Source organism: Flavobacterium sp. UBA6135 (genome assembly GCF_002428305.1).
Lineage (GTDB): Bacteria > Bacteroidota > Bacteroidia > Flavobacteriales > Flavobacteriaceae > Flavobacterium.
In genome coordinates, this window is sequence record NZ_DIVJ01000004.1 from 16512 (window position 1) to 39320 (window position 22809).

The window sequence follows — 22809 nt, forward strand, 5'->3', positions numbered from 1 at the left end:
TATGGCAAAGAGAAGTGCACCGGAAGTAAATGCCGGGTCAATGGCGGATATCGCTTTCTTACTTTTGATCTTTTTCTTGGTTACTACAACCATTGAAACAGATCAAGGGATTAATAGAAAGTTACCCCCGATAGAAGACCAGCAAGATCCACCGGAAATTAAAATGAAAAATATCTTCACGGTATTGGTTAATAAAAACGACCAATTGTTAGTTGAAGAAAAGCTTATGGAGTTAAGTGAATTGAGGGAAGCTGCTATTGCCTTTTTGGATAACGGTGGCGATGGAAGTTGCACGTATTGTAAAGGTGCAAAAGACCCTAGTTCATCTGATAATCCGGATAAAGCAATTATATCGTTGCAAAATGATGCTGAAACTTCTTATAAGGCTTACATTTCTGTTCAAAATGAATTGGTTGCAGCTTATTATTTCTTAAGAGACCGAGAGTGTAAAGCCAAGTATGGAAAAACTTTTAGAGAATTAGAAGCCATGTTTGAAGATCCAAAAACCAGAGAATCTACAAGATTGAAAATTGAGCCTTTGATTAAAGATATTCAAACGATGTTTCCTCAGAAACTATCTGAAGCAGAACCTAAAAAGTAATTAATAGCAAATTTTAGAATTATGTCTAAATTTAAAAAGAAAAAAGGATCAGGAACACCCGGAATATCAACCGCATCATTACCGGATATCGTATTCATGTTGTTGTTCTTTTTTATGGTAGCTACAGTAATGCGTGATAATGATTTATTATTGCAAAATGTTTTGCCAAAAGCAGATCAGGTTACTAAATTGGAAAAGAAAGACCGCGTAATGTTTATTTATGCCGGAAAGCCACATGAGCGTTATCAATCTCGATTTGGTTCCGGGGACAAGATACAGTTGAATGATAGACTTTCTGAAGTAAGTGATATTCGTAACTTCGTTTTGGCCGAAAGAGCATCAAGAAATCCTGAATTAGAAAAAGTTTTAACGACAGCTTTAAAAGTAGATAAGGATACTAAGATGGGAATTATTGGAGATGTTAAGCAAGAATTGCGTAAAATTGAACAATATAAAGTAAACTACACAACTCAAAAAGGAAGTGTATTAGAATAGTCTAAACTTTAATAAATAGAATGAAGGTAATCCGTTTTGGGTTACCTTTTTTTGTATTTTTATCCTTTCAAAAGTCTATAATGCGTTTTTTATTTTTTTTCTTATTCTTTCTTCAATGTCAAAGTATCTTGGCTCAACAAGACACTATTCCTGTTGTAAAAATTGATTCCTTATATAGAGAAGACCATTTTTATTTAGGGGTTACTTATAATTCGTTGCAGAATAAACCGGATGGTGTTTCTCAAAAATCATTTTCTCCCGGATTCAGTTTTGGCTATTTGAGGGATATTCCTTTGAATAAGAGCAGAACTTTTGCAATTGCACCCGGAATTGGTTTTGCTTATTTGGGTTATAAGAAAAATTTAGTAGCAGAAGAAATCAATGATGTGATTGTTTATGATGTAGAAGGCTCTTTTAAAACAAATTTGTTTTCGCAATATTTTATTGAAGCTCCAATTGAAATTAGATGGCGAACTTCAACTCCGGAAAGTCATCGATTTTTTAGAATTTATACCGGATTTAAAGTGGGATATTTATTGTATGACACCGCAAAGTTTGAAATTGATGGACAATCTAAAAGAATTACAAATAATAAAGATTTGACACAATTCAGTTATGGAACCTATATGGCGATTGGGTATAATACGATTAATTTTTATATCTATTATGGCCTAAATCCAATTTTTAAGTCTAATGCCAAGCTCAATGATAAAACTATCGAATTGAAAACAATAAATATTGGATTGCAATTTTATATTTTATAGCCAAAAATAAAACAGTACAATTTGTGGAATACTTCCTGCTAGAAATCCTAAAACAATTTCATTAGAATTGTGTGCATTCATCACTAAACGCGAACTGGCAACCATGCCAATCATGACAATAAAAAAACTGATTGTATAAAGTAAATCAACTTCAAAGGCTAAACTAAGGCCAATGATAAAACAAGTTAAAGCACTTATTCCGATTAAATGAATGCTGATTTTTTTATCAAAATACAAAAAGAATAACGCAAGCAATGAGCTAATTATTCCTCCTAAAAAAAAGAAAAATAATTCAGGAACCTTATCATAAGTGATGCTTTTAAGAATTAAAATTAAAAGCAAAGTAGCGTTTAAAAGTAAAGGTGTTTTTCGTTGCGATTTATTTTCAACCATAATCGAATCAATCTTTCCGATTGAAAGCAACAAGAAGAATATGGAAAGCGGCAGCAATAACGTTAATAGAATAACTTGAATGGAATAGAGGAAAATCTCTTGCCATACATAGAATTGTGAGGTGATACTAAAATAAAAAGCAGTAGCAAAAAAGGCCGTAAATAACGGGTGAAAAATATATGAAAACAGGGGTAGTATTTTTTTAAAAACAACCACTTATATTTTTTTACGCATTCGGGCTACCGGAATGTCAAGTTGTTCACGGTATTTTGCAATAGTTCTTCTTGCAATCGGATAGCCTTTTTCTTTTAAAATCTCTGCTAACTGATCATCAGGTAATGGTTTTCTTTTATCTTCTTCCTCAATTACATTTTGAAGAATTTTTTTAATCTCTAACGTTGAAACATCTTCACCTTGATCATTTTTCATGGCTTCTGAGAAAAATTCTTTAATCAGTTTTGTGCCATAAGGCGTATCAACATATTTGCTGTTTGCAACCCGGGAAACCGTAGAAATATCTAAACCAATCAAATCGGCAATATCCTTAAGAATCATTGGCTTTAGCTTTGTTTCATCACCTTCAAGGAAGTATTCTTCCTGATAATGCATGATGGCATTCATGGTGACATAAAGCGTTTCCTGACGTTGTCGGATAGCATCAATAAACCATTTTGCGGAATCAAGCTTTTGTTTAATAAACTGAACGGCTTCTTTTTGTGCATTTGATTTCTCACGAGAATCTTTATAACCTTGAAGCATTTCCTGATAATCTTTAGACACATGAAGTTCGGGAGCATTTCTTCCATTTAATGAAAGTTCAAGCTCACCTTCATTGATTCGAATGGTAAAATCAGGCACAACATGTTCTATAATTTTATTATTTCCCGTAAAAGCACTACCCGGTTTTGGATTGAGCTTTTCAATTTCTTCAATGGTTTTCTTTAATAATTCTTTTGATATACTATATTTTTGAAGCAATTTGTCATAGTGTTTTTTGGTAAATGCTTCAAATTGATTCTCAATAATATCTATAGCTAACGTGATTGATTCTGTTGGAGTTTTGTGTTTCAATTGCAAGAGCAGGCATTCTTGTAAATCTCTTGCTCCAACTCCTGCAGGTTCCAACTCGTGAATGATGTGTAGCACACGTTCAACGTTGGCTTCGTCGGTATAAATACCTTGTGTAAAAGCCAAGTCATCAACAATGTCTTGATAGGATCTTCGAATGTAACCCATGTCATCAATACTTCCTACTAAGAATTCAGCAATATCTTTATCATCATCCGATAAGATAAATGTGTTGAGTTGGTTTATTAAATCCTGATGAAAGGTAACCGGAGCAGCAAACGGCATTTCTCTATCGTCATCATCATCACTATAGTTGTTAGATTGTAATTTGTATTCGGGTGTTTCGTCGTTGCTTAAGTATTCATCAATATTAATGTCTTCGGCATCAATACGGTCAAATTCATCTTCTTCATAATCGTCAAATTCATCTTTTTCGTAATCGTCTTCCAAATCACCTTCTTCTTTTCCGCCTTCTAAAGCCGGATTTTCATTCATTTCTTCCTTGAGACGCTGTTCAAATGCCTGCGTTGGCAATTGAATTAACTTCATCAACTGGATTTGTTGAGGAGATAATTTTTGAGATAATTTGAATTGTAGATTTTGTTTTAACATTGTTTAATTTTTTGTTTAAAAGTTTAAGGTTTCAAGTTTCAAGTTGTTGAACTTACAACAACTTGAAACTTTAAACTTGAAACAAATTTAGAACTCAGCATTTTGCGGTGTTCTTGGAAACGGAATTACATCTCTAATGTTTGTCATTCCGGTCACAAACAATACCAAACGTTCAAAGCCTAATCCGAAACCGGAATGCACTGCGGTTCCGAATTTTCGTGTATCTAAATACCACCATAATTCTTCTTCATCAATGCCAAGAGCTTTCATTTTTTCAACTAAAACATCATAACGTTCTTCTCTTTGCGATCCTCCAACAATTTCACCAATTCCGGGGAATAAAATATCCATGGCTCGAACTGTTTTTCCATCTTCATTTAAACGCATGTAAAATGCTTTTATTTTTGCCGGGTAATCAAATAATATTACGGGACATTTGAAGTGCTTTTCAACTAAAAAGCGTTCGTGTTCACTTTGTAAATCAGCCCCCCATTCGTCAATTAAATATTGGAATTTTTTGTTTTTATTGGGTTTAGAATTACGTAAAATATCTATAGCTTCTGTGTAAGTTACTCTTTTAAAATTGTTTTCCATAACGAAATTCAATTTTTCCATTAAACTCATTTCACTTCGTTCATTTTGAGGCTTTGATTTTTCTTCTTCTAACAATCGTGTTTCTAAGAATTTTAAATCGTCAGCACATTTGTCAACCGTATATTTTATAACATATTTTATAAAATCTTCTGCCAAATCCATGTTGGCATCCAAATCATTGAAGGCAACTTCCGGTTCAATCATCCAAAATTCGGCCAAATGACGCGATGTATTTGAATTTTCTGCTCTAAATGTTGGGCCAAAAGTATAGACTTGACCTAATGCCATGGCATAGGTTTCTGCTTCTAATTGTCCGGAAACAGTGAGGTTTGTTTCTTTTCCAAAAAAATCTTCTTTATAATTTACTTTTCCTTCTTCAGTTCGCGGTGTTTTGTCAAATGACAAAGCGGTTACTTTAAACATTTCACCGGCACCTTCGGCATCAGAACCTGTAATTATCGGCGTATTTACATAGAAAAAGCCTCTTTCTTGAAAATACTGATGTACTGCAAATGATAAAGTAGAACGCACTCTCATGATAGCTCCAAATGCATTGGTCCTAACCCGAAGATGGGCATTTTCTCTTAGAAATTCTAAAGAATGTTTCTTGGGCTGCATCGGATACTTTTCAGCATCAGAATCGCCTAGAATTTCCAATTGAAGCACTTGTACTTCATATTTCTGACCGGCACCTTTGCTTTCTACTAAATTTCCGCTGATAGATAATGCGGCTCCGGTTGTTATTCTTTTTAATACAGTTTCCGATGTGTTTTCAAAATCAACAACACATTGAATATTGTGAATGGAAGAACCATCATTTAAAGCAATAAATTGATTGTTTCTAAATGTTCTTACCCAACCTTTAACAGTAATATCGTTAAGAGTAGTGGTGGCGTTTAAAAGGTCTTTTACTTTTTTGTTGTTTTTCATTTTCATTACTTTTTCAGTATACAAATATAATTGAATGTATTTTTTTATTTATCATTTAATTCGTTTTCAATAGTATCTTCAGCAAGAATATCAATTTTTGGTTCAATAAATGCTTGTTCGTTTGCAATAGTTTTTTCTAACGAAAGTAATAAAGCGGGTAATAATAATAAATTAGATAGCATGGCAAATAATAATGTTGCAGAAACCAATCCACCTAATGCTACCGTGCCACCAAAACTGGAAATCATAAACACAGAAAATCCAAAAAATAACACGATAGAGGTGTAGAACATACTTACACCTGTTTCGCGAAGTGCATTAAAAACCGATTTGCGAATTTTCCAATTGTTAGCTTTCAGTTCCTGTCTGTATTTTGCCAAGAAATGAATGGTGTCATCAACAGAAATTCCAAAAGCAATACTAAATACCAAGATGGTTGATGGTTTTATGGGAACTCCCAAATAACCCATCATTCCGGCGGTTATTAGTAACGGTAAAATATTTGGCAACAAAGAAACCAAAATCATCTTAAATGATCGGAACAGATAGGCCATAAACAACGATATCAAAAAGATAGCAAACAAAAGCGACAAAATTAGGTTGTCAACCAAATAGGAGGTTCCTTTTTGAAAAACCAAAGCTTTACCGGTTAGGGTTACTTTATATTGATCTGGCGGAAATACTTTGTTGATTTTGTCCCACAATTTTTCTTCAATTTTCACCATTTTATCAGTGCCGATATCTTTCATGAAAGTAGTAATTCGGGCATATTGTCCGGTACTATCCACATAACTTTTCATTAGATTTTCTTTGCCGCCTTTGGTTGCATTTTTTGCATAAGTCATGATAAATCCTTGTTCTTGAGCCGTTGGAAGCTCATAATATTCCGGATTGTTATTATAGTACGTTTGCTTTGAATATTTAACCAAATTAACAATAGAAGAAGGAGCAGACAATTCAGGAATTTCACTAATCGTCTCTTGAAGTTCATCCATTTTTCTTAAGGTTGAAAGCTTCATTACACCTTTTTTTCTTTTTGTGTCAATCATGATTTCCAGAGGCATAACCCCATCAAATTCATTTTCAAAAAATACAATGTCTCTAAAGAAATCGGTTTTCTTGGGCATGTCTTCAATTAAACTCCCGGAAATTCTGATTTGATAAATACCAATAATACTTGCCACTAAAAGCACTACTACTGAGATGTAAATTGAAATGCTTTTTTCTTTTACCGTTTTTTCAATCCAATTTACAAAAGTTTTTGTGTAAGTTTTATTTAAATGTTTCAAGTGCTTTTCTTTTGGCAACGGCATGAAACTGTAAATGATCGGAATCACCAGCAAACACAAAATGAAAAGCAATACAATGTTTAACGAAGCTACAATACCAAATTCTGTTAGAAGTTCACTGTCGGTAATGATGAATGTTGCAAATCCTGCTGCCGTTGTAAGGTTGGTCATCAAAGTTGCATTTCCTACTTTTGAAATGACCCGCTGCAATGATTTTGCCTGATTACCATGGTTTTTGATTTCCTGTTGGTATTTGTTGATTAAAAAAATACAGTTCGGAATTCCAATTACAATAATTAACGGAGGAATAATTGCGGTAAGAACAGTAATTTCAAAACCGAGTAATCCTAAGGTTCCAAAAGCCCACATTACGCCGATAATTACCACACACATTGAAATAAAAGTGGCTCTGTAACTTCTAAAAAAGAAGAAGAAAATTATAGAAGTAATCAATAATGCAGCAAGAACAAAAAGACCAATTTCATCAATAATGTTTTGAGAATTTAAAGTTCTGATGTACGGCATGCCCGAAACTCTTAGGTCAATTCCGGTTTTTTCTTCGAATAATTTTATTTCGGGAATTAATACATCGTCAATAAATTTTTTGCGTGCGTGTGTATTTACAATCTCTTTATCTATATATATTGCCGAACGAATAGTTCCTGTTTTTTTATTGTAAAGTAAGTTTTCATAAAAAACCAAATTTTCAAATAGTTCTTTCTCAATTTGAGCTAGATAAGAGTTGTTTTTCTCTTTTTTTGGATCAAAAAGAGGCACCATTTCAAAGGTTTCGTCTTCTTGGTTTTTTTGAAGTTTTTGCAATGATTCAACGGAAACTACAAATTCAACAGCTTTGTCTGTTTTGAGTGTTTCCATCATTTTGGTCCAAGCATCAAATGATTTAGATGTAAAAAAAGTGGTATCTTGAATGCCAATTATAATCAAATTTCCTTCTTCGCCAAATTTATCTAAAAAGTGGTTGTATTCTTCATTAACCTCATGATGGTCAGGAAGTAAATTAGCTTCAGTATAAGTAAAACGCATGTTCTTCCACTGTATCGCCATGAATACTGTGAAAAGTGCAATCAGTGAAAGAATAAAGATTCTGTTTCTTAAAATAATTCTGGCAATTGCTTCCCAAAACCCTACGCTAAACCATTTAGCCATACTACTTTTTTAATGGTTGCAAAGGTAAGCATTTATGCTAAAAAACTTAAGTTGACAAAGTAATATTATGGTAATTTAGTTACCTATGAAATCATGTTTTATCTTTGCTTCATCTATAAATTAAAAAATCATGAATTGGATAGTTTTGATAATCGCCGGACTTTTTGAAGTAGGCTTTGCATTTTGTTTGGGAAAAGCAAAAGAGTCTACTGGTTCCACTTCACTTTTTTGGATGATTGGTTTTTTTATTAGCTTAACAATCAGCATGTTTTTGTTGTATAAAGCTGTGCAGACGTTACCTATCGGGACGGCCTATGCTGTTTGGACTGGCATTGGAGCAGTGGGAACAGTATTAGTTGGGATTTTTATTTTTAAAGAACCGGCTGAATTTTGGCGAGTGTTTTTTATCACCACTTTAATCGCCTCTATTGTTGGGTTAAAATTAGTTTCAAACTAAAATTAGATTCCTAAATCAAGTGAAAATGTGATTTTTAATGCGATGTTATCTTCAAATCTACTCAATTGATTTGGGCCATATCGATAAAATCCGGCTAAACCAAGACCTTTGTAAATTTGGTTTAATTCAATACCCGACTCAAAAAAACCATCGTTCAAGGTTTTGTAGTTCAAACCAATATGTTGCTCGGGTTTTTCCATTTCGCCCCAAGCCATTCGGGTAACCATAACCAAAGCAGGTTTTACTTTCTTAAAAAGTTCAATTCGTTTAAAACCATGTTTAAAATGCAACATTACATAACGATTCGAAAAAAATTCATTGAAATACATGGTTTCAAAACTGTTTTTACCGGCAACAGTTACACGTTGTAACAATCGGTCTCTGTCAAGATTGTTGGGTTGATTGTTGTATAAATGCGTTAGTGGGACATCGCCATAAGCATAACCCGCTTGTGCTAAAAGTGACGTTTTTTGACCGTTCAGATATTTTTTTTCATAATCAGCCCTAATGTCAATTTTACCAAATGAAAAATCATTTTCAAATACATCAGGCATCGATTGTGTCCATTGAAAAGTGAACTTAGGGAATCGTTTTTCAACTTCAAAATTACCTTTTGGCGTATGCATAAAATCACTAAACGGATTCCATTGCATGGATACCGAAGCAGTGGTCATGGTGTAATTGGTATAAAGATTTCCATTCAAATTGAAAACATAATCAAACAAAGGTGTCACATGACTTCTGTTCAATTGCCAAATGCTTTCGGTTTTAGGTAAAATTTTAGTTTCTACAAAACCTTTCCAAGTTTGATGGTTGTAAAAAGTACTAACGTTGATGGGTCTTGGGTCATAAATTTTAAAAACCCGTTTGTCAATATTAAATTTTGTACTACCAATTTCACTCACATCATCAGTATAGGAAGCACCAATCCATGAGTTGGAATAGTTGCCAATTCGGGTTGCGGCACCAAGTTGGTATTTTATGGTTTCATCTTTCAAACCATAGGCAGTGTAACCCTCTAATCTGAATTTCTTTGAAAAGCGATCGTTGGTTTTTCCGCCAATTCCAAGTCGGAAACCTTCATAATTGTTATAACTCAAAAGGTATTTTAAATCAAAATCTATCGGGCCAACCGGTAAATACCCATTGATGATTTTTCTGCCAAATAGTATTTTTGATTCAATGCCACGTTGCATTGAGATGCTATCGAGCGAGGCATAGGTGTTTTTATCTCTAAAACTTAAATTTTCTTTTCTATAATTATCCCAAAAGGATTCGTCTTTTTTAATGGCTGATTCTAAAACTTCTATCGTAAACGTTTTGTTGTTTAAAGAAGAAGTGGGTTCAAAGTTTATATCAAAATAGGAAGTTTTTGAATCTAAATAGGTGAAATCGGAAGCATATTTAGGTCGGGTGAGTTCCGTGTTTTTATATTCACCTTCAAAAATAATTGTTCCGCCAAGCACTTTTATGGGATCGTCATTTTTTCCTTTTACGATTTTAATTTCGGTTGTTGATGGGAACCATAATTTTTTCACATCATTGAATTCATAATCATGAATGGAAGTTAAATCCAAAATTCCTCGAATTCGAAATATTGCTTTTGAAACAGCATAATTTTCTTGGTCAATAAATAAAATCCCTTCTAAACCTTTCCGATTTATTTTTTTTTTATTTTTAAAAAACACCACATACGAGGGTCTGTTATTTACAGAAGTTGAGTCAATAAGTTGGAAAGTATAATCGGATAAACCAATTTTAGAAATGGGACTAACGTATTTTGATTCAAGCAAATCATATTTGTCATCATATAAATTGTAGGTTTCCAGTTTTAATCCGATAACTTCATAAATAGGTTCTTTGAAACCTGACATTTTTGAACCCACTACCGTTTCTTTAAAAAAATTCTTTTCCCACTGGAACTGCGAAATTTTTTCAGTTTGAAAGAGATGTTGCTTTTCAATTATTTTTTTGAATTTATAATCGGAAGAATCGATTTTAAATTTGTTTTTTTTGGGATTATAAACACTGTCAATTCTTCCAACAATTGAATCCGGATTAGCAGTGATTGTTACTTTATTATAACTTTTAAATTCAAATCTTGAAATGGCTTTTTGAGGGTTGTTTTTGTTTTTATTTTGAAAAACTTTTGTAATGATTTTTTCTGCATTTTCAATAGAAAATAATTCAGCAGCTTGTCTTTTTTCTTTAGATAAAGGATCTAAGTAAATAGTCTTTTCAAATTGTACACTGTGTGTTATTGTTTTCTTGGTATAACCTGAACGAATAAAATGTATGGGTAAATTGTTATCAGAATACGAAAAATTAAATTTTCCATTTACGTCAGTAAACAATTGTTCTCCTGAAGAAAATGCAATAGTTACATAAGGAATAGGTTTGTTAGAATCAACATCCTTAACAATTCCATTCAAAGTGTTTTGAGCGGAAATTGAAATTGTAAAAAATAAAAACAAAAAGAGTAGTTGTTTCATGCAGTGTATTCTTATCACAAAAGTAAATCATAAAATGAAAAATCCACTCAAAGGAGTGGATTAGATTATTAAACTTTCATGATTTCTGCTTCTTTGACAGCTAGAATATCATCGATTTTTTTTATAAAAGCATCCGTTAGTTTTTGAATGCTATCTTCGGCTGTTTTACAAATATCTTCTGAAGTTCCGTTTTTTTCTTCTTTTTTGATGTCGGTATTGGCATCTTTTCTGGCGTTTCTAATTCCGATTTTGGCATCTTCAGCTTCCGATTTAGCTTGTTTTACCAAATCTCTTCTGCGTTCTTCGGTTAAAGGTGGAACAGAAATGATGATGTTGTCACCATTATTCATTGGGTTAAAACCTAAATTGGCAATTTGAATCGCTTTTTCAATTGGATGTAACATGTTTTTTTCCCAAGGCGTAACTGTGATGGTTCTTGCATCGGGAACATTTACGTTTGCCACTTGCGAAAGCGGTGTTTGCGAGCCATAATAATCTACAAAAACACCACCTAACATTTGAGGTGTTGCTTTTCCGGCTCTGATGTTTAAAAATTCTTTTTCTAAATGAGCAATCGAACCATTCATGTGTTCTTTTGCCGTATCGATAATAAATTCTATTTCTTCAGTCATGACTATATTTTTTAATCGTGATTTTTTTTACAATAATTGAGCCATTATAAGGTAACTGTGGTTCCTATGGTTTCGCCGTTACAAACTTTTAATAAATTACCTTCTTTGTTCATGTCAAAAACAATTATTGGCAATTTGTTTTCCTGACTTAATGTGAAAGCAGTAGTGTCCATTACGTTCAATCCTTTGCTTAGTACTTCTTCAAATGAAATATAATCAAATTTAACAGCGTCTTTATTTTTTTCAGGATCGGAATTATAAACACCATCAACACGAGTGCCTTTCAAAATAACATCTGCACCAATTTCTACACCTCTTAAAACAGCAGCGGTGTCGGTTGTGAAATACGGATTTCCTGTTCCTGCACCAAAAATAACAATTCTTCCTTTTTCTAAATGGCGAACGGCTCTTCTTTTGATATAGGGTTCGGCTATTGCTTCAATTTTTAAAGCAGTTTGTAAGCGAGTTAACATTCCGGCTTCTTCCAATGCACCTTGCAATGCCATCCCGTTAATTACAGTTGCAAGCATTCCCATATAATCACCTTGCACTCTATCCATTCCGTTACTGGCTCCGGCAACACCTCTAAAAATATTTCCGCCTCCAATTACAATGGCAATTTCAACCCCTTTTTCATGAATCTGTTTGATTTCTTTTGCATATTCTGCCAGTCTTTTGGGGTCAATACCATAGTTTCTATCTCCCATTAAGGCTTCTCCACTAAGTTTTAAAAGTATTCTTTTATATTTCATGAGTCAAGTTTTGTGGTGCAAATATAAAGAATAATTGATTTTATTGCAGTAAAAAATAGTGTAGTTTCTATTTAGTTGTTAGCTGTTTTTAAAATCTTCATATGATTTTTTTGCCGCCTCATATCCAATGTTATAAATAATTTCCATTTTAACTTTGCTGGTTTCAAAAGTCCCAAAGGATGATAATTCATCAGGTTCAATTACCCAATCACATAATGTGAATTTCTGCATTACATTATTGGCGGTGAGTAAATCAAAGGCTCTTGAAGTAATTGCTTTTATAGAATTTAAATTTTTGTTTTCAATTTTTTGAATGGGACTTACATAGATTCCAATTAATAAATCACATCTTCCTTGTAAAATATCTGTTGGAAAATGATTCAAAATTCCTCCATCACTATAAAGAATCCCGTCAATTTCATAAGGAGACATTATTCCCGGAATAGCACTCGATGCTAAAACAGCATCAACTATTTTTGTTTGCTTGTCAAATATTTTAAGTTTTCCTTTAACCATATCTGTAGCAGTGATATGAATAGGAATTTTTAAATCTGATAAAGTAGTCTCTCCAAAAACATCACTGAAATATTTTTTGAAAGATTCACTATCAATCAATCCGGCTTTACTAAAAGTAAAATGACGCCAATTAAAAAAATATATAGATTGGAAAAAAGCTAAAATTTCTTTTGGTGTTTTCCCAAAACTATAGAGAGCACCAACAATTGAGCCGGCACTGGTTCCTGCAATTTGATTTGGAATTAAACCATTTTCTTCCAAAAACTGCAAAGCACCAGCCTGAGCAATTCCTTTAGAACCACCACCTGATAAAATAACGCCAATTTTTTTTGATTGCATGTAAAAGAGTTTATATAAAAATACATTTTTCTGATGAATGTAATTAATGTTACATGCGAAAAATAAATTTAATACTACTTTTGCATTGTCAAATAAAAGGTCATGAAAAATTTACTTAAAAATAGTATTGAAAATAGCTTGTCTTATGCAGATTACCGCAAGCATGTGTCCGAATTGTTGAAAGAGGGCAAATCAACTGGTAACGAACAATCGGAAGACTTAACAAAATATAGTGAACTAAATGAAGTTCGCATGAATCGTTTAGATAAAACCGTTCAAATTACTGAGGAGGTTAGGGCAGGTTTAACTAATTTACAATCAAAATATATCTGGCTGGTTCTCTCTGAAGGTTGGTGTGGTGATGCGGCTCAATTGTTGCCAATCATTAATAAAATGACTGAACTATCTGAAAATATCGATTTGCGAATTGTGCTTCGTGACGAGAATGAAGAATTGATGAATCGGTTTTTGACTAATGGTGGAAAAGCCATTCCTAAATTATTGATTTTGGATGCGGAAACATTAACTGTTTTAAGCGATTGGGGACCAAGACCGGAAGGTGCAAAAAACCTAATTTTAGACTATAAAGCTAAACATGGAATTGTGGATGAAACCGCCAAAACTAACTTGCAAAAATGGTATTTGCAGGATAAAGGGGTGAGTACGCAAAATGAAATTATGGCTTTGGTTGACAAATGTGAAAAGCAACTAGTTTAACTTTCCAACAATTTTAATTTTTTTAGAAGTAGAAATTCCACCGGGATTACAACCAAGTTGGCCTTCCGGAATTTCTATTTTTAGGTTTTTATAATAATCGACCCAAGCAGGGAAAAATTCATTTGTATTAGGTTGCTTGAATGTCATCGGTTGTAATTCGAAAAAAGGTTCGCCGTAAGCATTTAAAAAAGCATCATAAATTAATTCCGAACAATAATACTTTCCGTTATCATATAAATAATCATCGTCATACGGAATTCCGATTTGTAGTTTGGAAAACGAAATAACTTGCGGAATTAGTTTTTTGTATTTTGATTTTACTCTTCCAATAAACATAATGGTTTGTGTGTTTTCTGAAAATTGTTCCAGCGTCACTTTTCGAACGGCATTTCCGGCGGCTTCGATGATAAAAACGGAATCCTTTTCAATTAAAACCAATCCTAAATGACTGAAATCATTACCATCAAAACCTTCGGTTACTGCATGAATGGCTTCGCATAATTCACCACAATTCATTTTCTGAAATAATAAATCGCCGGTTTTAAGATTGCTTTTCTGTGAAAACAGGGCAAATGGAACTAAAAGTAAAAACCAAATGTATTTATTCATAAGAAGAAATTTGTTTTTCAAATTCATCCGGTGAAACAGCATTTTCAACCAAATAATCGCCAATTTTTGTGCGTCGTAAAACCGTCAAATGAGCACCGGATTCAAGAGCTTTTCCAAAGTCATGAGCCAACGAACGAATATAGGTTCCTTTGCTGCAAACGACTCTAAAATCAATTTCAGGTAAATCTATTCGGGTAATTTCGAATTCGTGAATGGTTGTTTTTCTGCTTTCCATTTCCATTTCTACACCGGCACGAGCGTGTTCATACATGCGAATTCCGTCTTTTTTGATGGCTGAAAAAACAGGTGGTTTTTGATCGATTTCGCCTAAAAAATGCGGTAAGATTTGATTAATTAATGCTTCGTTAATATGATTTATTGAAAAATTTTCATCAATTTCAGTTTCCAAATCATACGATGGAGTAGTGGCTCCCAATTTGAAAGTTCCGGTATATTCTTTGGGTTGACCTTGAATTTCTGTAATTCGTTTGGTGAATTTTCCCGTGCAAATAATCAATAATCCGGTGGCTAAAGGATCTAATGTCCCTGCATGACCAATTTTAAATTTTTTAGGTAGACTTAATTCGCGTTTCAAAGCGTATTTCAACTTATTAACCGCTTGAAAAGACGACCATTTTAAGGGTTTGTCAATTAATAAAATTTGACCATCCAGTATCTCTGTTGCTGTTTTCAAGTTTAATTTTGTAACGAAAAATAAATCAATAAAATTGTTCCGGCCACAATTCGATAATAACCCCAAGGTTTGAAACCATATTTTTTGATGACTTCAATAAACAGTTTTATGGCCAAAACAGCTACCACAAAAGCTATCACGTTACCAATCAGGAAATAGTTTATATTGTTACCTTCCAATAAAAGTTCATATCCTTTTAGTTGTGTAACTTCAAAGGTTTTTAAAAACAAAGAATAAATTGTTACAGCAAGCATAGTTGGTACTGCCAAGAAGAATGAAAATTCAGCGGCTGTTGCTCGGGTTAATCCTTGTTGCATGCCACCAATGATAGAGGCGGCACTTCTGCTGGTTCCCGGCATCATGGCTAAACATTGCCAAAACCCGATGATGACTGCCTTTTTGATGGTAATTTCTTCTTCAGTTACAACGGTTGGATTTTGAAAACGTTTGTCAACAAATAATAAAACAACTCCTCCTAAAATCAATACAATTGCAATTGGAATTGGGTTTCCTAAAACAGCATCAATTTTATCATCAAATAATTTCCCTAAAACTAAAGCCGGAACTACTGCTGCTGCTAATTTGATATAAAAAGTCAATTTTGAAAAGTCGAAAAATTTTCGCCAGTATAAAAAAACAACAGCCAAAATGGCTCCGAACTGAATAGAGACCTGAAACAATTTCACAAAATCATCTTCTTGAATTCCAAAAAAAGAACTTGTAAAAATCATGTGGGCTGTTGAAGAAATAGGAAGGTATTCTGTCAGTCCTTCAACGATAGCAATTAGGATGGCTTGTAATAAATCCATTGATTTTTTATTGTTTGATTTATAGATTATTGGATTATTAGATTGTTGGATTTTTAGAAGTAAAGATTTAAACTAATACCGTCTAATAATCTGAAAATCCAATAATCATAAATCCCATTTATCCCTTTTTAGGGTTTTTAAAAATAGAATAAATTACAACACCAAATCCAGCTAATACTACTGTTGGTGCTAAACGTATTCTTCTGAAATTAAAAATATCTTCACTAAAAACGTTTGGATCATCGCTACCACCTCCACTCATTAAAATAAATCCAAGAGCAATAACACCAATGCCTATTAATAGTATTTTGTAATTTATTTTTTCAAAAAGAAATTCTTGTTTTTGTTCGTTTTTAGTGCTCATAAATACAGTATATTTTTATGTTTTTAGTATAAATCATCAGTTCTTAAGTTCAGGAAACGCTGTGTGGCGAAAAATGTACTGAACCAAGAGATTAAAATTCCAAGCAGTAATACGCTTGCTAATACAGCTCCAATCATTAATTTATCTTCCAAAATGCCCAAATTCGGGAAATTTGTATCAATGTAAATCAAAACGCCAATAATAGCAATAATGGCTAAAATGGCTCCAATAATTCCCAGTTTGATACTTCTCCAAATGAATGGTTTTCTGATAAATGATTTTGTGGCTCCAACCATTTGCATGGTTTTAATGATAAATCGGTTGGAATAAATAGACAATCGCATCGAACTGTTAATCAACAAAACAGCAATTAATGCTAAAAATCCCGTTATCACCAAAATCCAAAACGTAATTTTTTTGATGTTGTCATTCACTAAATCCACCAAATGTTTATCATAAACAATATCAGAAATCATTTTATTTTGTTTGAATTCCTGCTCAATTTTTTTGATACTGTCAACCACAACATAATCGGCTTTCAAATGAATGTCATAGGAATTTTGCAAGGGATTAAATCCTAAAAATTGCATAAAATCTTCGCCAATAATGTCTTTGTGTTTTGAAGCGGCGGTTTCTTTGGATACAAAAGTGTCCGTTTTTACAAAAGTGGATTCTTTTAATTTTTTGCCAAAGTTTTTTAGTACACTATCGTTAGCCGCATCTTTAAAATAGACTGACATTGGGATTTGTTCTTTGAAGTCGTCTGATAGTTTTTTAGAATTAATAACAAACAATCCTAAAATTCCCAACAAAAAAAGAACTAAAAACACACTTAATACAACAGAAAAATAAGAAGATATGAGTCGTCTTTTTTGGTATTTTTCAAATGATGATGCCATAGTATTGTATTTAAGGCGTAAAAATAAAAAAGAAATTCGGTAAACAGAGATTATAACGCTCAAAGTTTTGAGTTTAGTACAATAAACGTAAATTTGCCCTTTAAAAAGAAAAAAAACCTAGTAACTCAGAAATTCAGTTTCTCAGCATCTCAATAAAATGAAATACTTCCACGAACAAATCGAAGCCAAATGGCAAAAATATTGGGCAGAAAACCAAACTTTTGCAGCTACAAATAATTCAGAAAAGCCTAAATATTATGTGTTGGATATGTTTCCATATCCATCCGGTGCCGGTTTACACGTAGGTCACCCTTTGGGATATATTGCTTCAGATATTGTGGCTCGATACAAACGTCACAAAGGTTTTAATGTATTGCATCCGCAAGGCTATGATTCGTTCGGACTTCCGGCGGAGCAATATGCCATTCAAACCGGACAACATCCTGAAAAAACGACCAAAGAAAATATAGCTCGTTATCGAGAACAATTGGATAAAATCGGGTTTTCATTTGATTGGAGCAGAGAAGTGCGAACTTCCAATCCGGATTATTACAAATGGACACAATGGATATTTATACAATTGTTTGAATCCTATTATTGCAAACAAGCCGATAAAGCGTTTCCCATCTCTGAATTAGTAAAAGTATTTGAAGCCGAAGGAAATGCAAATGTTGATTTAATCTGTAATGATGGTGTTGAATTGTTTTCAGCCGCTGAATGGAATGCTTTTTCATCTGAAAAACAGCAAGAGATTTTATTACAATATCGCTTAACCTATTTAGCCGAAACTGAAGTAAACTGGTGTCCCGCTTTGGGAACTGTTTTAGCTAACGACGAAATTGTAAACGGCGTTTCCGAACGTGGCGGTCATCCCGTAATTCGAAAAAAAATGACGCAATGGAGCATGCGAATTTCTGCTTATGCGGAACGATTGCTTCAAGGTTTAGAGACGATTGATTGGAGTGAAAGTATTAAAGAAAGTCAACGAAATTGGATTGGGAAGAGTGTTGGAGCTTCTGTTACGTTTCAAGTTTCAGGTTTAGCTTCGCTCTGTTCGACTTCGTCTCGAGTCAATTTTAAAGTTGATGTGTTTACAACAAGACCCGACACCATCTTCGGAGTCACTTTCATGACCCTCGCACCTGAACATGAATTGGTTTCGCAAATCACAACTCCTGAACAAAAAGCAGCTGTTGAAGCCTATGTTGAAGCCACTGCCAAACGTTCCGAAAGAGAAAGAATGGCCGATGTGAAAACCATTTCAGGTGTTTTCACAGGAGCTTATGCTGAACATCCATTTACTAATGAACCAATTCCAATTTGGATTGGCGATTATGTATTGGCCGGTTATGGAACAGGAGCCGTAATGGCCGTTCCTTGTGGGGATGAACGTGATTATGCATTCGCCAATTTCTTTAAAGGAAAAGAAGGAATGCCCGAAATTAAAAACATTTTCAACAAAGATATTTCCGAAGCTGCATTTGCCGAGAAAAGTGGTTTTGAATTAGTGAATTCCGATTTCTTAAATGGGTTGGATTATAAATCCGGAACCAAAAAAGCAATTGAAGAATTAGAAAAAATAAAAGCAGGAAAAGCAAAAGTAAACTACCGTTTGCGTGATGCGGTTTTTTCCCGTCAACGTTATTGGGGCGAACCGTTTCCTGTTTACTACGTAAATGGAATGCCGCAAATGATCGATGTGAAACATCTACCGATTATTTTACCGGAAGTAGGCAACTATTTACCAACCGAAGACGGACAACCGCCGTTAGGAAATGCTACGCATTGGGCTTGGGACAGTGTTCAGTGTTCAGTGGTTAGTAATCAGTTAATTGATAACGTGAAAGTTTTCACATTAGAATTGAACACCATGCCGGGTTGGGCAGGTTCTTCGTGGTATTGGATGCGGTATATGGATGCTAACAACGAAAACGAATTTGCCAGCCAAGATGCCTTAAACTATTGGGAAAATGTAGATTTATATATTGGAGGAAGCGAACACGCCACCGGACATTTGTTGTACTCCCGTTTTTGGAATAAATTTCTAAAAGACCGCGGCTTCATCACACCCGAAGAACCCTTTAAAAAGTTGATTAATCAGGGGATGATTTTGGGGATGAGTGCAATTGTTTATAGAATTTCAGGTACAAATAAATATGTTTCTAAAAATCTTAAGTCAGAATATGTAACGGAGGAATTAAGAGTTGATGTTAACATTGTGAATTCTTCTGATGAAATTGATTTGGATAAACTGAAAAACTGGTTGCCAGAATTTAAAACTGCAGAATTCATAACAGAAAATGGCAAATATGTTGTAGGTCGTGAAATTGAGAAAATGTCTAAAAGATGGTATAATGTGGTCAATCCCGACGATATTTGCAACCAATACGGAGCCGACACCTTACGTTTGTACGAAATGTTTCTTGGTCCGTTAGAACAAGCAAAACCATGGAATACTGCAGGAATTACAGGAGTTTCCGGTTTCCTGAAGAAATTATGGCGATTGTATTTTGATGAAAACGGTTTGATTGTAATCAACGACGAACCAACTGCTGAAATGTACAAATCATTACACAAAACCATCAAAAAAGTAACAGAAGACATCGAGAATTTCTCGTTCAATACTTCCGTTTCTCAGTTTATGATTTGTGTAAATGAATTGGCTCAATTGAAATGCAACCACAGAAAAATTCTCGAACCGTTAACCATTTTAGTTTCACCGTATGCTCCGCACATTGCCGAAGAATTATGGAGTCAATTGGGTCACAAAGGTTCGGTTTCAACGGTTGCTTTTCCTGTTTTTGAGGAGAAATATTTAGTAGAATCCGAAAAAGAATATCCGGTTTCCTTCAACGGAAAAATGCGATTTACCATCAAATTACCGTTAGATTTAACCGCTGCTCAAATTGAAGAAATCGTGATGGCAGACGAACGCACCCAAACTCAATTGCAAGGAAGAACACCGAACAAAGTGATTATCGTTCCGGGAAAAATCATCAACTTAGTAGGGTAATTTCATAAAAAAGTTTTAGTCACGATTTGCAAATTTATTTGTGAATTCGTGATTTTTTTAAACGATAATAAAATCTTAAAATTTAAACCTTAATCTATTATTGTTTCAGGTTTTTTTATGTTTTGTTTTTTTGTAACTTGTGGTTATTAAATGGATAAGTATGCAATGGTCGGATTTTGACATATGGAAGTTTCTAGCCGGATTGGGTATTTTTATGTACGGGATGTTTTTGCTGGAAGAAGCTGTAAAACAATTATCAGGTAAAGCCTTTAAAATCTTAATTCGAAAATCTACAACCGGAAGACTTCGATCGATTTTTACAGGATTATTTTCTACAGCGGTTTTGCAAAGCAGTTCTGCCGTAACATTAATGACGCTAACATTTGTTGGAGCCGGTTTGATTTCCATGCAAAATGCCATTGGTGTTGTGATGGGAACAAACCTGGGAACCACAGCAACCAGTTGGCTTGTGGCAACAATCGGTTTCAAAATAAATATTGAAGGATTGTTTTTACCGTTAATAGGCTTGGGAGGTTTGGGACTGATTTTTTTAAGTAAATCACCTCGCTATAATGGAATTAGTCGTTTATTGGTAGGACTTGGATTTTTATTCATGGGTCTAGAATACATGAAACTAAGTGTAGAAGGTTTTACAAGTTCTTTTGATTTGGCATCAATACCACATTATGGCACTCTTTTTTATGTATTGATTGCTGTTGTGATGACTTCCGTTATGCAATCTAGTTCGGCAACAATCGCAATTATATTAACGGCTTTGCATACCGGATTAATTACATTTTCTGAAGGAGCAGCTATGGTGATTGGTGCGAATATTGGCACGACCACTACAGTAATGTTAGGTGCTTTGGGTGGAATCCCCATAAAAAAACAAGTGGCTTTAAGTCATTTGATTTTCAATATTTTTACAGGAATTGTGGCTTTTTTGTCGTTACCACTATTGACAAAGCTGATAGGGTTAGCAATAAATGGAGATAATAATGCCGTTTTAGGAGTTACATTATTTCATACCTTATTTAATTTGTTAGGCGTTCTTTTGTTTTTGCCATTCATCGGACTACTGGTGAAGTTACTTCAAAAAGCATATCCTGAAAAGAAATATATAACAACAGAATTTATAGCAAACGCATCTCCTGATTTACCCGAAGCGGCTGTAGTGGCCGTCAGAAACGAAACCCTTCAGGTGTATCGTTCAACATTACAACTAATTTCTGTATTATTTCATTTGGAAAGGCCTGAAAAAAAGGGACAATTTTTCTCCTCGTTTTTGTATAGTTCAAAGAAGCAAGCAAATCCCATTGAGGTATTTGAAGACATTCAAAGCAGGGTTAATGCAATTTTGATTTTTTCTTCAAAAATACACGTTTCGGATTTAGAAGAAATTGAGCAAAAAGATTTAACAAACTCCAATCATATGATTTTGACTCTTTCACAGGTTTCAAAAACCATTGTGAGTATACGTGCTGAATTGGAAGAAATTGATGCATCCGAAAACCAAAAGGTTCAGGATTTGATGCAATTAATTTCTAATGCAACACTCGAACATTTAGTGTTGTTGCATAATAGTTCAGCCACGTTCATAGAAAAACATTCCATGGAAATATATCAAAATCAGATAAAACAAGAGTATAAAGTCATTGTTCAAAATATAACGGAGGCAATTGAACAAAAATTAATTCAGGAAAAATATATTTCATCACTGCTGATGGTAAATGGTTTTGCCACGCAAACAATCCGACAATTATTCCGGATTTTAGAAAAACAAGAATAGATTTTTTTTGACAGATTTACTGACAAAATTGCATATTTGTTAAGGCTGTATTAATTGGTTTAAAATTTGATATATTTATTGTAATTTTAAACTCTTAAAAAAGTAAAAATGATAGGATATTATATTTTAATCGGAGCAATCGCTTTAGTGAGTTGGTTAGTAAGTAATCAACTAAAAAAGAAATTTGAATTTTATTCAAAAGTTCAATTACGTAATGGAATGAGTGGAGCAGAAATTGCTCAACGTATGCTGGAAGATCATGGAATTTATGACGTAAAAGTGATTTCAACTCCCGGTCGTTTAACGGATCATTATAATCCAACAGACAAAACTGTTAATTTAAGTGAAGCCGTTTATAACCAACGTAATGCTGCTGCAGCTGCCGTTGCCGCACATGAAGTTGGTCATGCTGTGCAACATGCGACAGCCTACGAATGGTTGACAATGCGTTCTAAATTGGTTCCCGTAGTAAGTGTTTCTTCCGGTATGTCACAATGGTTAGTGATTGGTGGTTTGATTTTAGGAGCCGCTTCCGGTAGTGCAATCGGATTTTATGTAGCAGTAGCCGGTCTAGTGATGATGGCGTTAGCAACGACCTTCAGTTTCATTACTTTACCTGTAGAATATGATGCCAGCAATAGAGCTTTAGCTTGGTTGAAAAAAGCAAACATGGTAGGTCAACAAGAATATGAAGGAGCACAAGATGCTCTAAAATGGGCGGCTAGAACCTATTTAGTTGCTGCAATCGGTGCGTTAGCATCCTTGTTATATTGGGCTCTTCAAGTATTTGGTTCTAGAGACTAATTCAAAAACA

21 protein-coding genes are annotated in these 22809 nt (G+C 33.9%); 8 read left to right on the plus strand and 13 right to left on the minus strand.

Annotated elements, in window-relative coordinates; genetic code table 11:
* The first annotated feature begins 1 nt into the window (after nt 1).
* The 3 genes from B3L86_RS01030 (at nt 2) to B3L86_RS01040 (ending at nt 1860) form a co-directional block, all read left to right on the plus strand.
* Nucleotides 2-601: an ExbD/TolR family protein gene (locus tag B3L86_RS01030; protein ID WP_291114014.1), complete on the plus strand. Its 600-nt coding sequence runs from the start codon at nt 2-4 to the stop codon at nt 599-601.
* Nucleotides 602-622: 21 nt separating this feature from the next.
* On the plus strand, nt 623-1096 hold the full coding sequence (locus B3L86_RS01035) for an ExbD/TolR family protein (protein ID WP_291114017.1): 474 nt from the start codon (nt 623-625) through the stop codon (nt 1094-1096).
* 80 nt (nt 1097-1176) lie between these two features.
* A complete protein-coding gene (locus B3L86_RS01040; RefSeq protein ID WP_291114020.1) occupies nt 1177-1860 on the plus strand; it encodes a porin family protein in 684 nt (227 codons plus the stop codon).
* On the opposite strand, the gene B3L86_RS01045 is transcribed toward B3L86_RS01040, so the two are convergent.
* The 4 genes from B3L86_RS01045 to B3L86_RS01060 form a co-directional block, all read right to left on the minus strand.
* On the minus strand, nt 1855-2469 hold the full coding sequence (locus B3L86_RS01045; protein WP_291114023.1) for a hypothetical protein: 615 nt from the start codon (nt 2467-2469) through the stop codon (nt 1855-1857). The genes B3L86_RS01040 and B3L86_RS01045 overlap by 6 nt on opposite strands.
* Complete coding sequence (rpoN, locus tag B3L86_RS01050) at nt 2470-3933, minus strand: RNA polymerase factor sigma-54 (protein ID WP_291114026.1); 1464 nt, start codon at nt 3931-3933, stop codon at nt 2470-2472. It lies immediately after the preceding gene.
* A gap of 87 nt (nt 3934-4020) precedes the next feature.
* Nucleotides 4021-5457 carry an asparagine--tRNA ligase gene (asnS, locus tag B3L86_RS01055; protein ID WP_291114029.1) on the minus strand — a complete coding sequence of 479 codons (1437 nt, stop codon included), beginning with the start codon at nt 5455-5457 and terminating at the stop codon, nt 4021-4023.
* A 44-nt stretch (nt 5458-5501) separates the two neighbouring features.
* A complete protein-coding gene (locus tag B3L86_RS01060) occupies nt 5502-7913 on the minus strand; it encodes an efflux RND transporter permease subunit (protein ID WP_291114032.1) in 2412 nt (803 codons plus the stop codon).
* A 130-nt stretch (nt 7914-8043) separates the two neighbouring features.
* Between B3L86_RS01060 and B3L86_RS01065 the strand changes: the two genes are divergently transcribed.
* The gene (locus tag B3L86_RS01065; RefSeq protein WP_188361146.1) at nt 8044-8370 is read left to right on the plus strand and encodes a DMT family transporter; all 327 of its coding nucleotides are present in this window, start codon (nt 8044-8046) and stop codon (nt 8368-8370) included.
* A gap of 2 nt (nt 8371-8372) precedes the next feature.
* Here the strand turns inward: B3L86_RS01065 and B3L86_RS01070 are convergent, their stop codons facing one another.
* The 4 genes from B3L86_RS01070 to B3L86_RS01085 all read right to left on the minus strand — a co-directional run bounded on the left by B3L86_RS01070 (nt 8373) and on the right by B3L86_RS01085 (nt 13101).
* Entirely contained in the window at nt 8373-10862 is a 2490-nt protein-coding gene (locus B3L86_RS01070) for a DUF5686 family protein (RefSeq protein ID WP_291114036.1), read from the minus strand.
* 68 nt (nt 10863-10930) lie between these two features.
* Nucleotides 10931-11494 carry a ribosome recycling factor gene (gene frr / locus B3L86_RS01075; protein WP_188361148.1) on the minus strand — a complete coding sequence of 188 codons (564 nt, stop codon included), beginning with the start codon at nt 11492-11494 and terminating at the stop codon, nt 10931-10933.
* 44 nt (nt 11495-11538) lie between these two features.
* Nucleotides 11539-12246 carry a UMP kinase gene (gene pyrH / locus B3L86_RS01080; protein ID WP_188361149.1) on the minus strand — a complete coding sequence of 236 codons (708 nt, stop codon included), beginning with the start codon at nt 12244-12246 and terminating at the stop codon, nt 11539-11541.
* A 78-nt stretch (nt 12247-12324) separates the two neighbouring features.
* A complete protein-coding gene (locus B3L86_RS01085; RefSeq protein WP_291114042.1) occupies nt 12325-13101 on the minus strand; it encodes a patatin-like phospholipase family protein in 777 nt (258 codons plus the stop codon).
* Between the two features lie 102 nt (nt 13102-13203).
* On the opposite strand from B3L86_RS01085, the gene B3L86_RS01090 reads away from it, so the two are divergent.
* On the plus strand, nt 13204-13818 hold the full coding sequence (locus B3L86_RS01090) for a thioredoxin family protein (RefSeq protein ID WP_291114045.1): 615 nt from the start codon (nt 13204-13206) through the stop codon (nt 13816-13818).
* On the opposite strand, the gene B3L86_RS01095 is transcribed toward B3L86_RS01090, so the two are convergent.
* From B3L86_RS01095 to B3L86_RS01115, 5 genes are all read right to left on the minus strand, one after another.
* Nucleotides 13810-14427 carry a YiiX/YebB-like N1pC/P60 family cysteine hydrolase gene (locus B3L86_RS01095; protein WP_291114050.1) on the minus strand — a complete coding sequence of 206 codons (618 nt, stop codon included), beginning with the start codon at nt 14425-14427 and terminating at the stop codon, nt 13810-13812. The two genes, B3L86_RS01090 and B3L86_RS01095, sit on opposite strands and share 9 nt — an antisense overlap.
* Nucleotides 14420-15121 (minus strand): tRNA pseudouridine(55) synthase TruB, encoded by a 702-nt coding sequence (gene truB / locus B3L86_RS01100; RefSeq protein WP_291114052.1) that lies wholly within the window; start codon nt 15119-15121, stop codon nt 14420-14422. Before truB ends, B3L86_RS01095 begins: the two co-directional genes overlap by 8 nt.
* A 2-nt stretch (nt 15122-15123) precedes the next feature.
* Nucleotides 15124-15930 carry an undecaprenyl-diphosphate phosphatase gene (locus B3L86_RS01105; RefSeq protein ID WP_291114055.1) on the minus strand — a complete coding sequence of 269 codons (807 nt, stop codon included), beginning with the start codon at nt 15928-15930 and terminating at the stop codon, nt 15124-15126.
* A 118-nt stretch (nt 15931-16048) separates the two neighbouring features.
* Complete coding sequence (locus tag B3L86_RS01110) at nt 16049-16294, minus strand: DUF3098 domain-containing protein (protein ID WP_291114058.1); 246 nt, start codon at nt 16292-16294, stop codon at nt 16049-16051.
* 23 nt (nt 16295-16317) lie between these two features.
* A complete protein-coding gene (locus B3L86_RS01115; protein ID WP_291114060.1) occupies nt 16318-17193 on the minus strand; it encodes a cell division protein FtsX in 876 nt (291 codons plus the stop codon).
* 157 nt (nt 17194-17350) lie between these two features.
* On the opposite strand from B3L86_RS01115, the gene leuS reads away from it, so the two are divergent.
* From leuS to B3L86_RS01130, 3 genes are all read left to right on the plus strand, one after another.
* Nucleotides 17351-20206, plus strand: a complete 2856-nt coding sequence (gene leuS, locus B3L86_RS01120) for a leucine--tRNA ligase (protein ID WP_291114064.1) — start codon at nt 17351-17353, stop codon at nt 20204-20206.
* A 160-nt stretch (nt 20207-20366) separates the two neighbouring features.
* Nucleotides 20367-21995 carry a Na/Pi cotransporter family protein gene (locus B3L86_RS01125; RefSeq protein WP_291114067.1) on the plus strand — a complete coding sequence of 543 codons (1629 nt, stop codon included), beginning with the start codon at nt 20367-20369 and terminating at the stop codon, nt 21993-21995.
* A gap of 108 nt (nt 21996-22103) precedes the next feature.
* Complete coding sequence (locus B3L86_RS01130; RefSeq protein WP_291114070.1) at nt 22104-22799, plus strand: zinc metallopeptidase; 696 nt, start codon at nt 22104-22106, stop codon at nt 22797-22799.
* Nucleotides 22800-22809: the final 10 nt, after the last annotated feature.

Bases quoted from the DNA above. Each gene is read 5' to 3' on its own strand.
- B3L86_RS01030 (WP_291114014.1), top strand. From the start codon at position 2: ATGGCAAAGAGAAGTGCACCGGAAGTAAATGCCGGGTCAATGGCGGAT.
- B3L86_RS01035 (WP_291114017.1), top strand. From the start codon at position 623: ATGTCTAAATTTAAAAAGAAAAAAGGATCAGGAACACCCGGAATATCA.
- B3L86_RS01040 (WP_291114020.1), top strand. From the start codon at position 1,177: ATGCGTTTTTTATTTTTTTTCTTATTCTTTCTTCAATGTCAAAGTATC.
- rpoN (WP_291114026.1), bottom strand. From the start codon at position 3,933: ATGTTAAAACAAAATCTACAATTCAAATTATCTCAAAAATTATCTCCT.
- asnS (WP_291114029.1), bottom strand. From the start codon at position 5,457: ATGAAAAACAACAAAAAAGTAAAAGACCTTTTAAACGCCACCACTACT.
- B3L86_RS01060 (WP_291114032.1), bottom strand. From the start codon at position 7,913: ATGGCTAAATGGTTTAGCGTAGGGTTTTGGGAAGCAATTGCCAGAATT.
- B3L86_RS01065 (WP_188361146.1), top strand. From the start codon at position 8,044: ATGAATTGGATAGTTTTGATAATCGCCGGACTTTTTGAAGTAGGCTTT.
- B3L86_RS01070 (WP_291114036.1), bottom strand. From the start codon at position 10,862: ATGAAACAACTACTCTTTTTGTTTTTATTTTTTACAATTTCAATTTCC.
- frr (WP_188361148.1), bottom strand. From the start codon at position 11,494: ATGACTGAAGAAATAGAATTTATTATCGATACGGCAAAAGAACACATG.
- pyrH (WP_188361149.1), bottom strand. From the start codon at position 12,246: ATGAAATATAAAAGAATACTTTTAAAACTTAGTGGAGAAGCCTTAATG.
- B3L86_RS01085 (WP_291114042.1), bottom strand. From the start codon at position 13,101: ATGCAATCAAAAAAAATTGGCGTTATTTTATCAGGTGGTGGTTCTAAA.
- B3L86_RS01090 (WP_291114045.1), top strand. From the start codon at position 13,204: ATGAAAAATTTACTTAAAAATAGTATTGAAAATAGCTTGTCTTATGCA.
- B3L86_RS01095 (WP_291114050.1), bottom strand. From the start codon at position 14,427: ATGAATAAATACATTTGGTTTTTACTTTTAGTTCCATTTGCCCTGTTT.
- B3L86_RS01105 (WP_291114055.1), bottom strand. From the start codon at position 15,930: ATGGATTTATTACAAGCCATCCTAATTGCTATCGTTGAAGGACTGACA.
- B3L86_RS01110 (WP_291114058.1), bottom strand. From the start codon at position 16,294: ATGAGCACTAAAAACGAACAAAAACAAGAATTTCTTTTTGAAAAAATA.
- B3L86_RS01115 (WP_291114060.1), bottom strand. From the start codon at position 17,193: ATGGCATCATCATTTGAAAAATACCAAAAAAGACGACTCATATCTTCT.
- leuS (WP_291114064.1), top strand. From the start codon at position 17,351: ATGAAATACTTCCACGAACAAATCGAAGCCAAATGGCAAAAATATTGG.
- B3L86_RS01125 (WP_291114067.1), top strand. From the start codon at position 20,367: ATGCAATGGTCGGATTTTGACATATGGAAGTTTCTAGCCGGATTGGGT.
- B3L86_RS01130 (WP_291114070.1), top strand. From the start codon at position 22,104: ATGATAGGATATTATATTTTAATCGGAGCAATCGCTTTAGTGAGTTGG.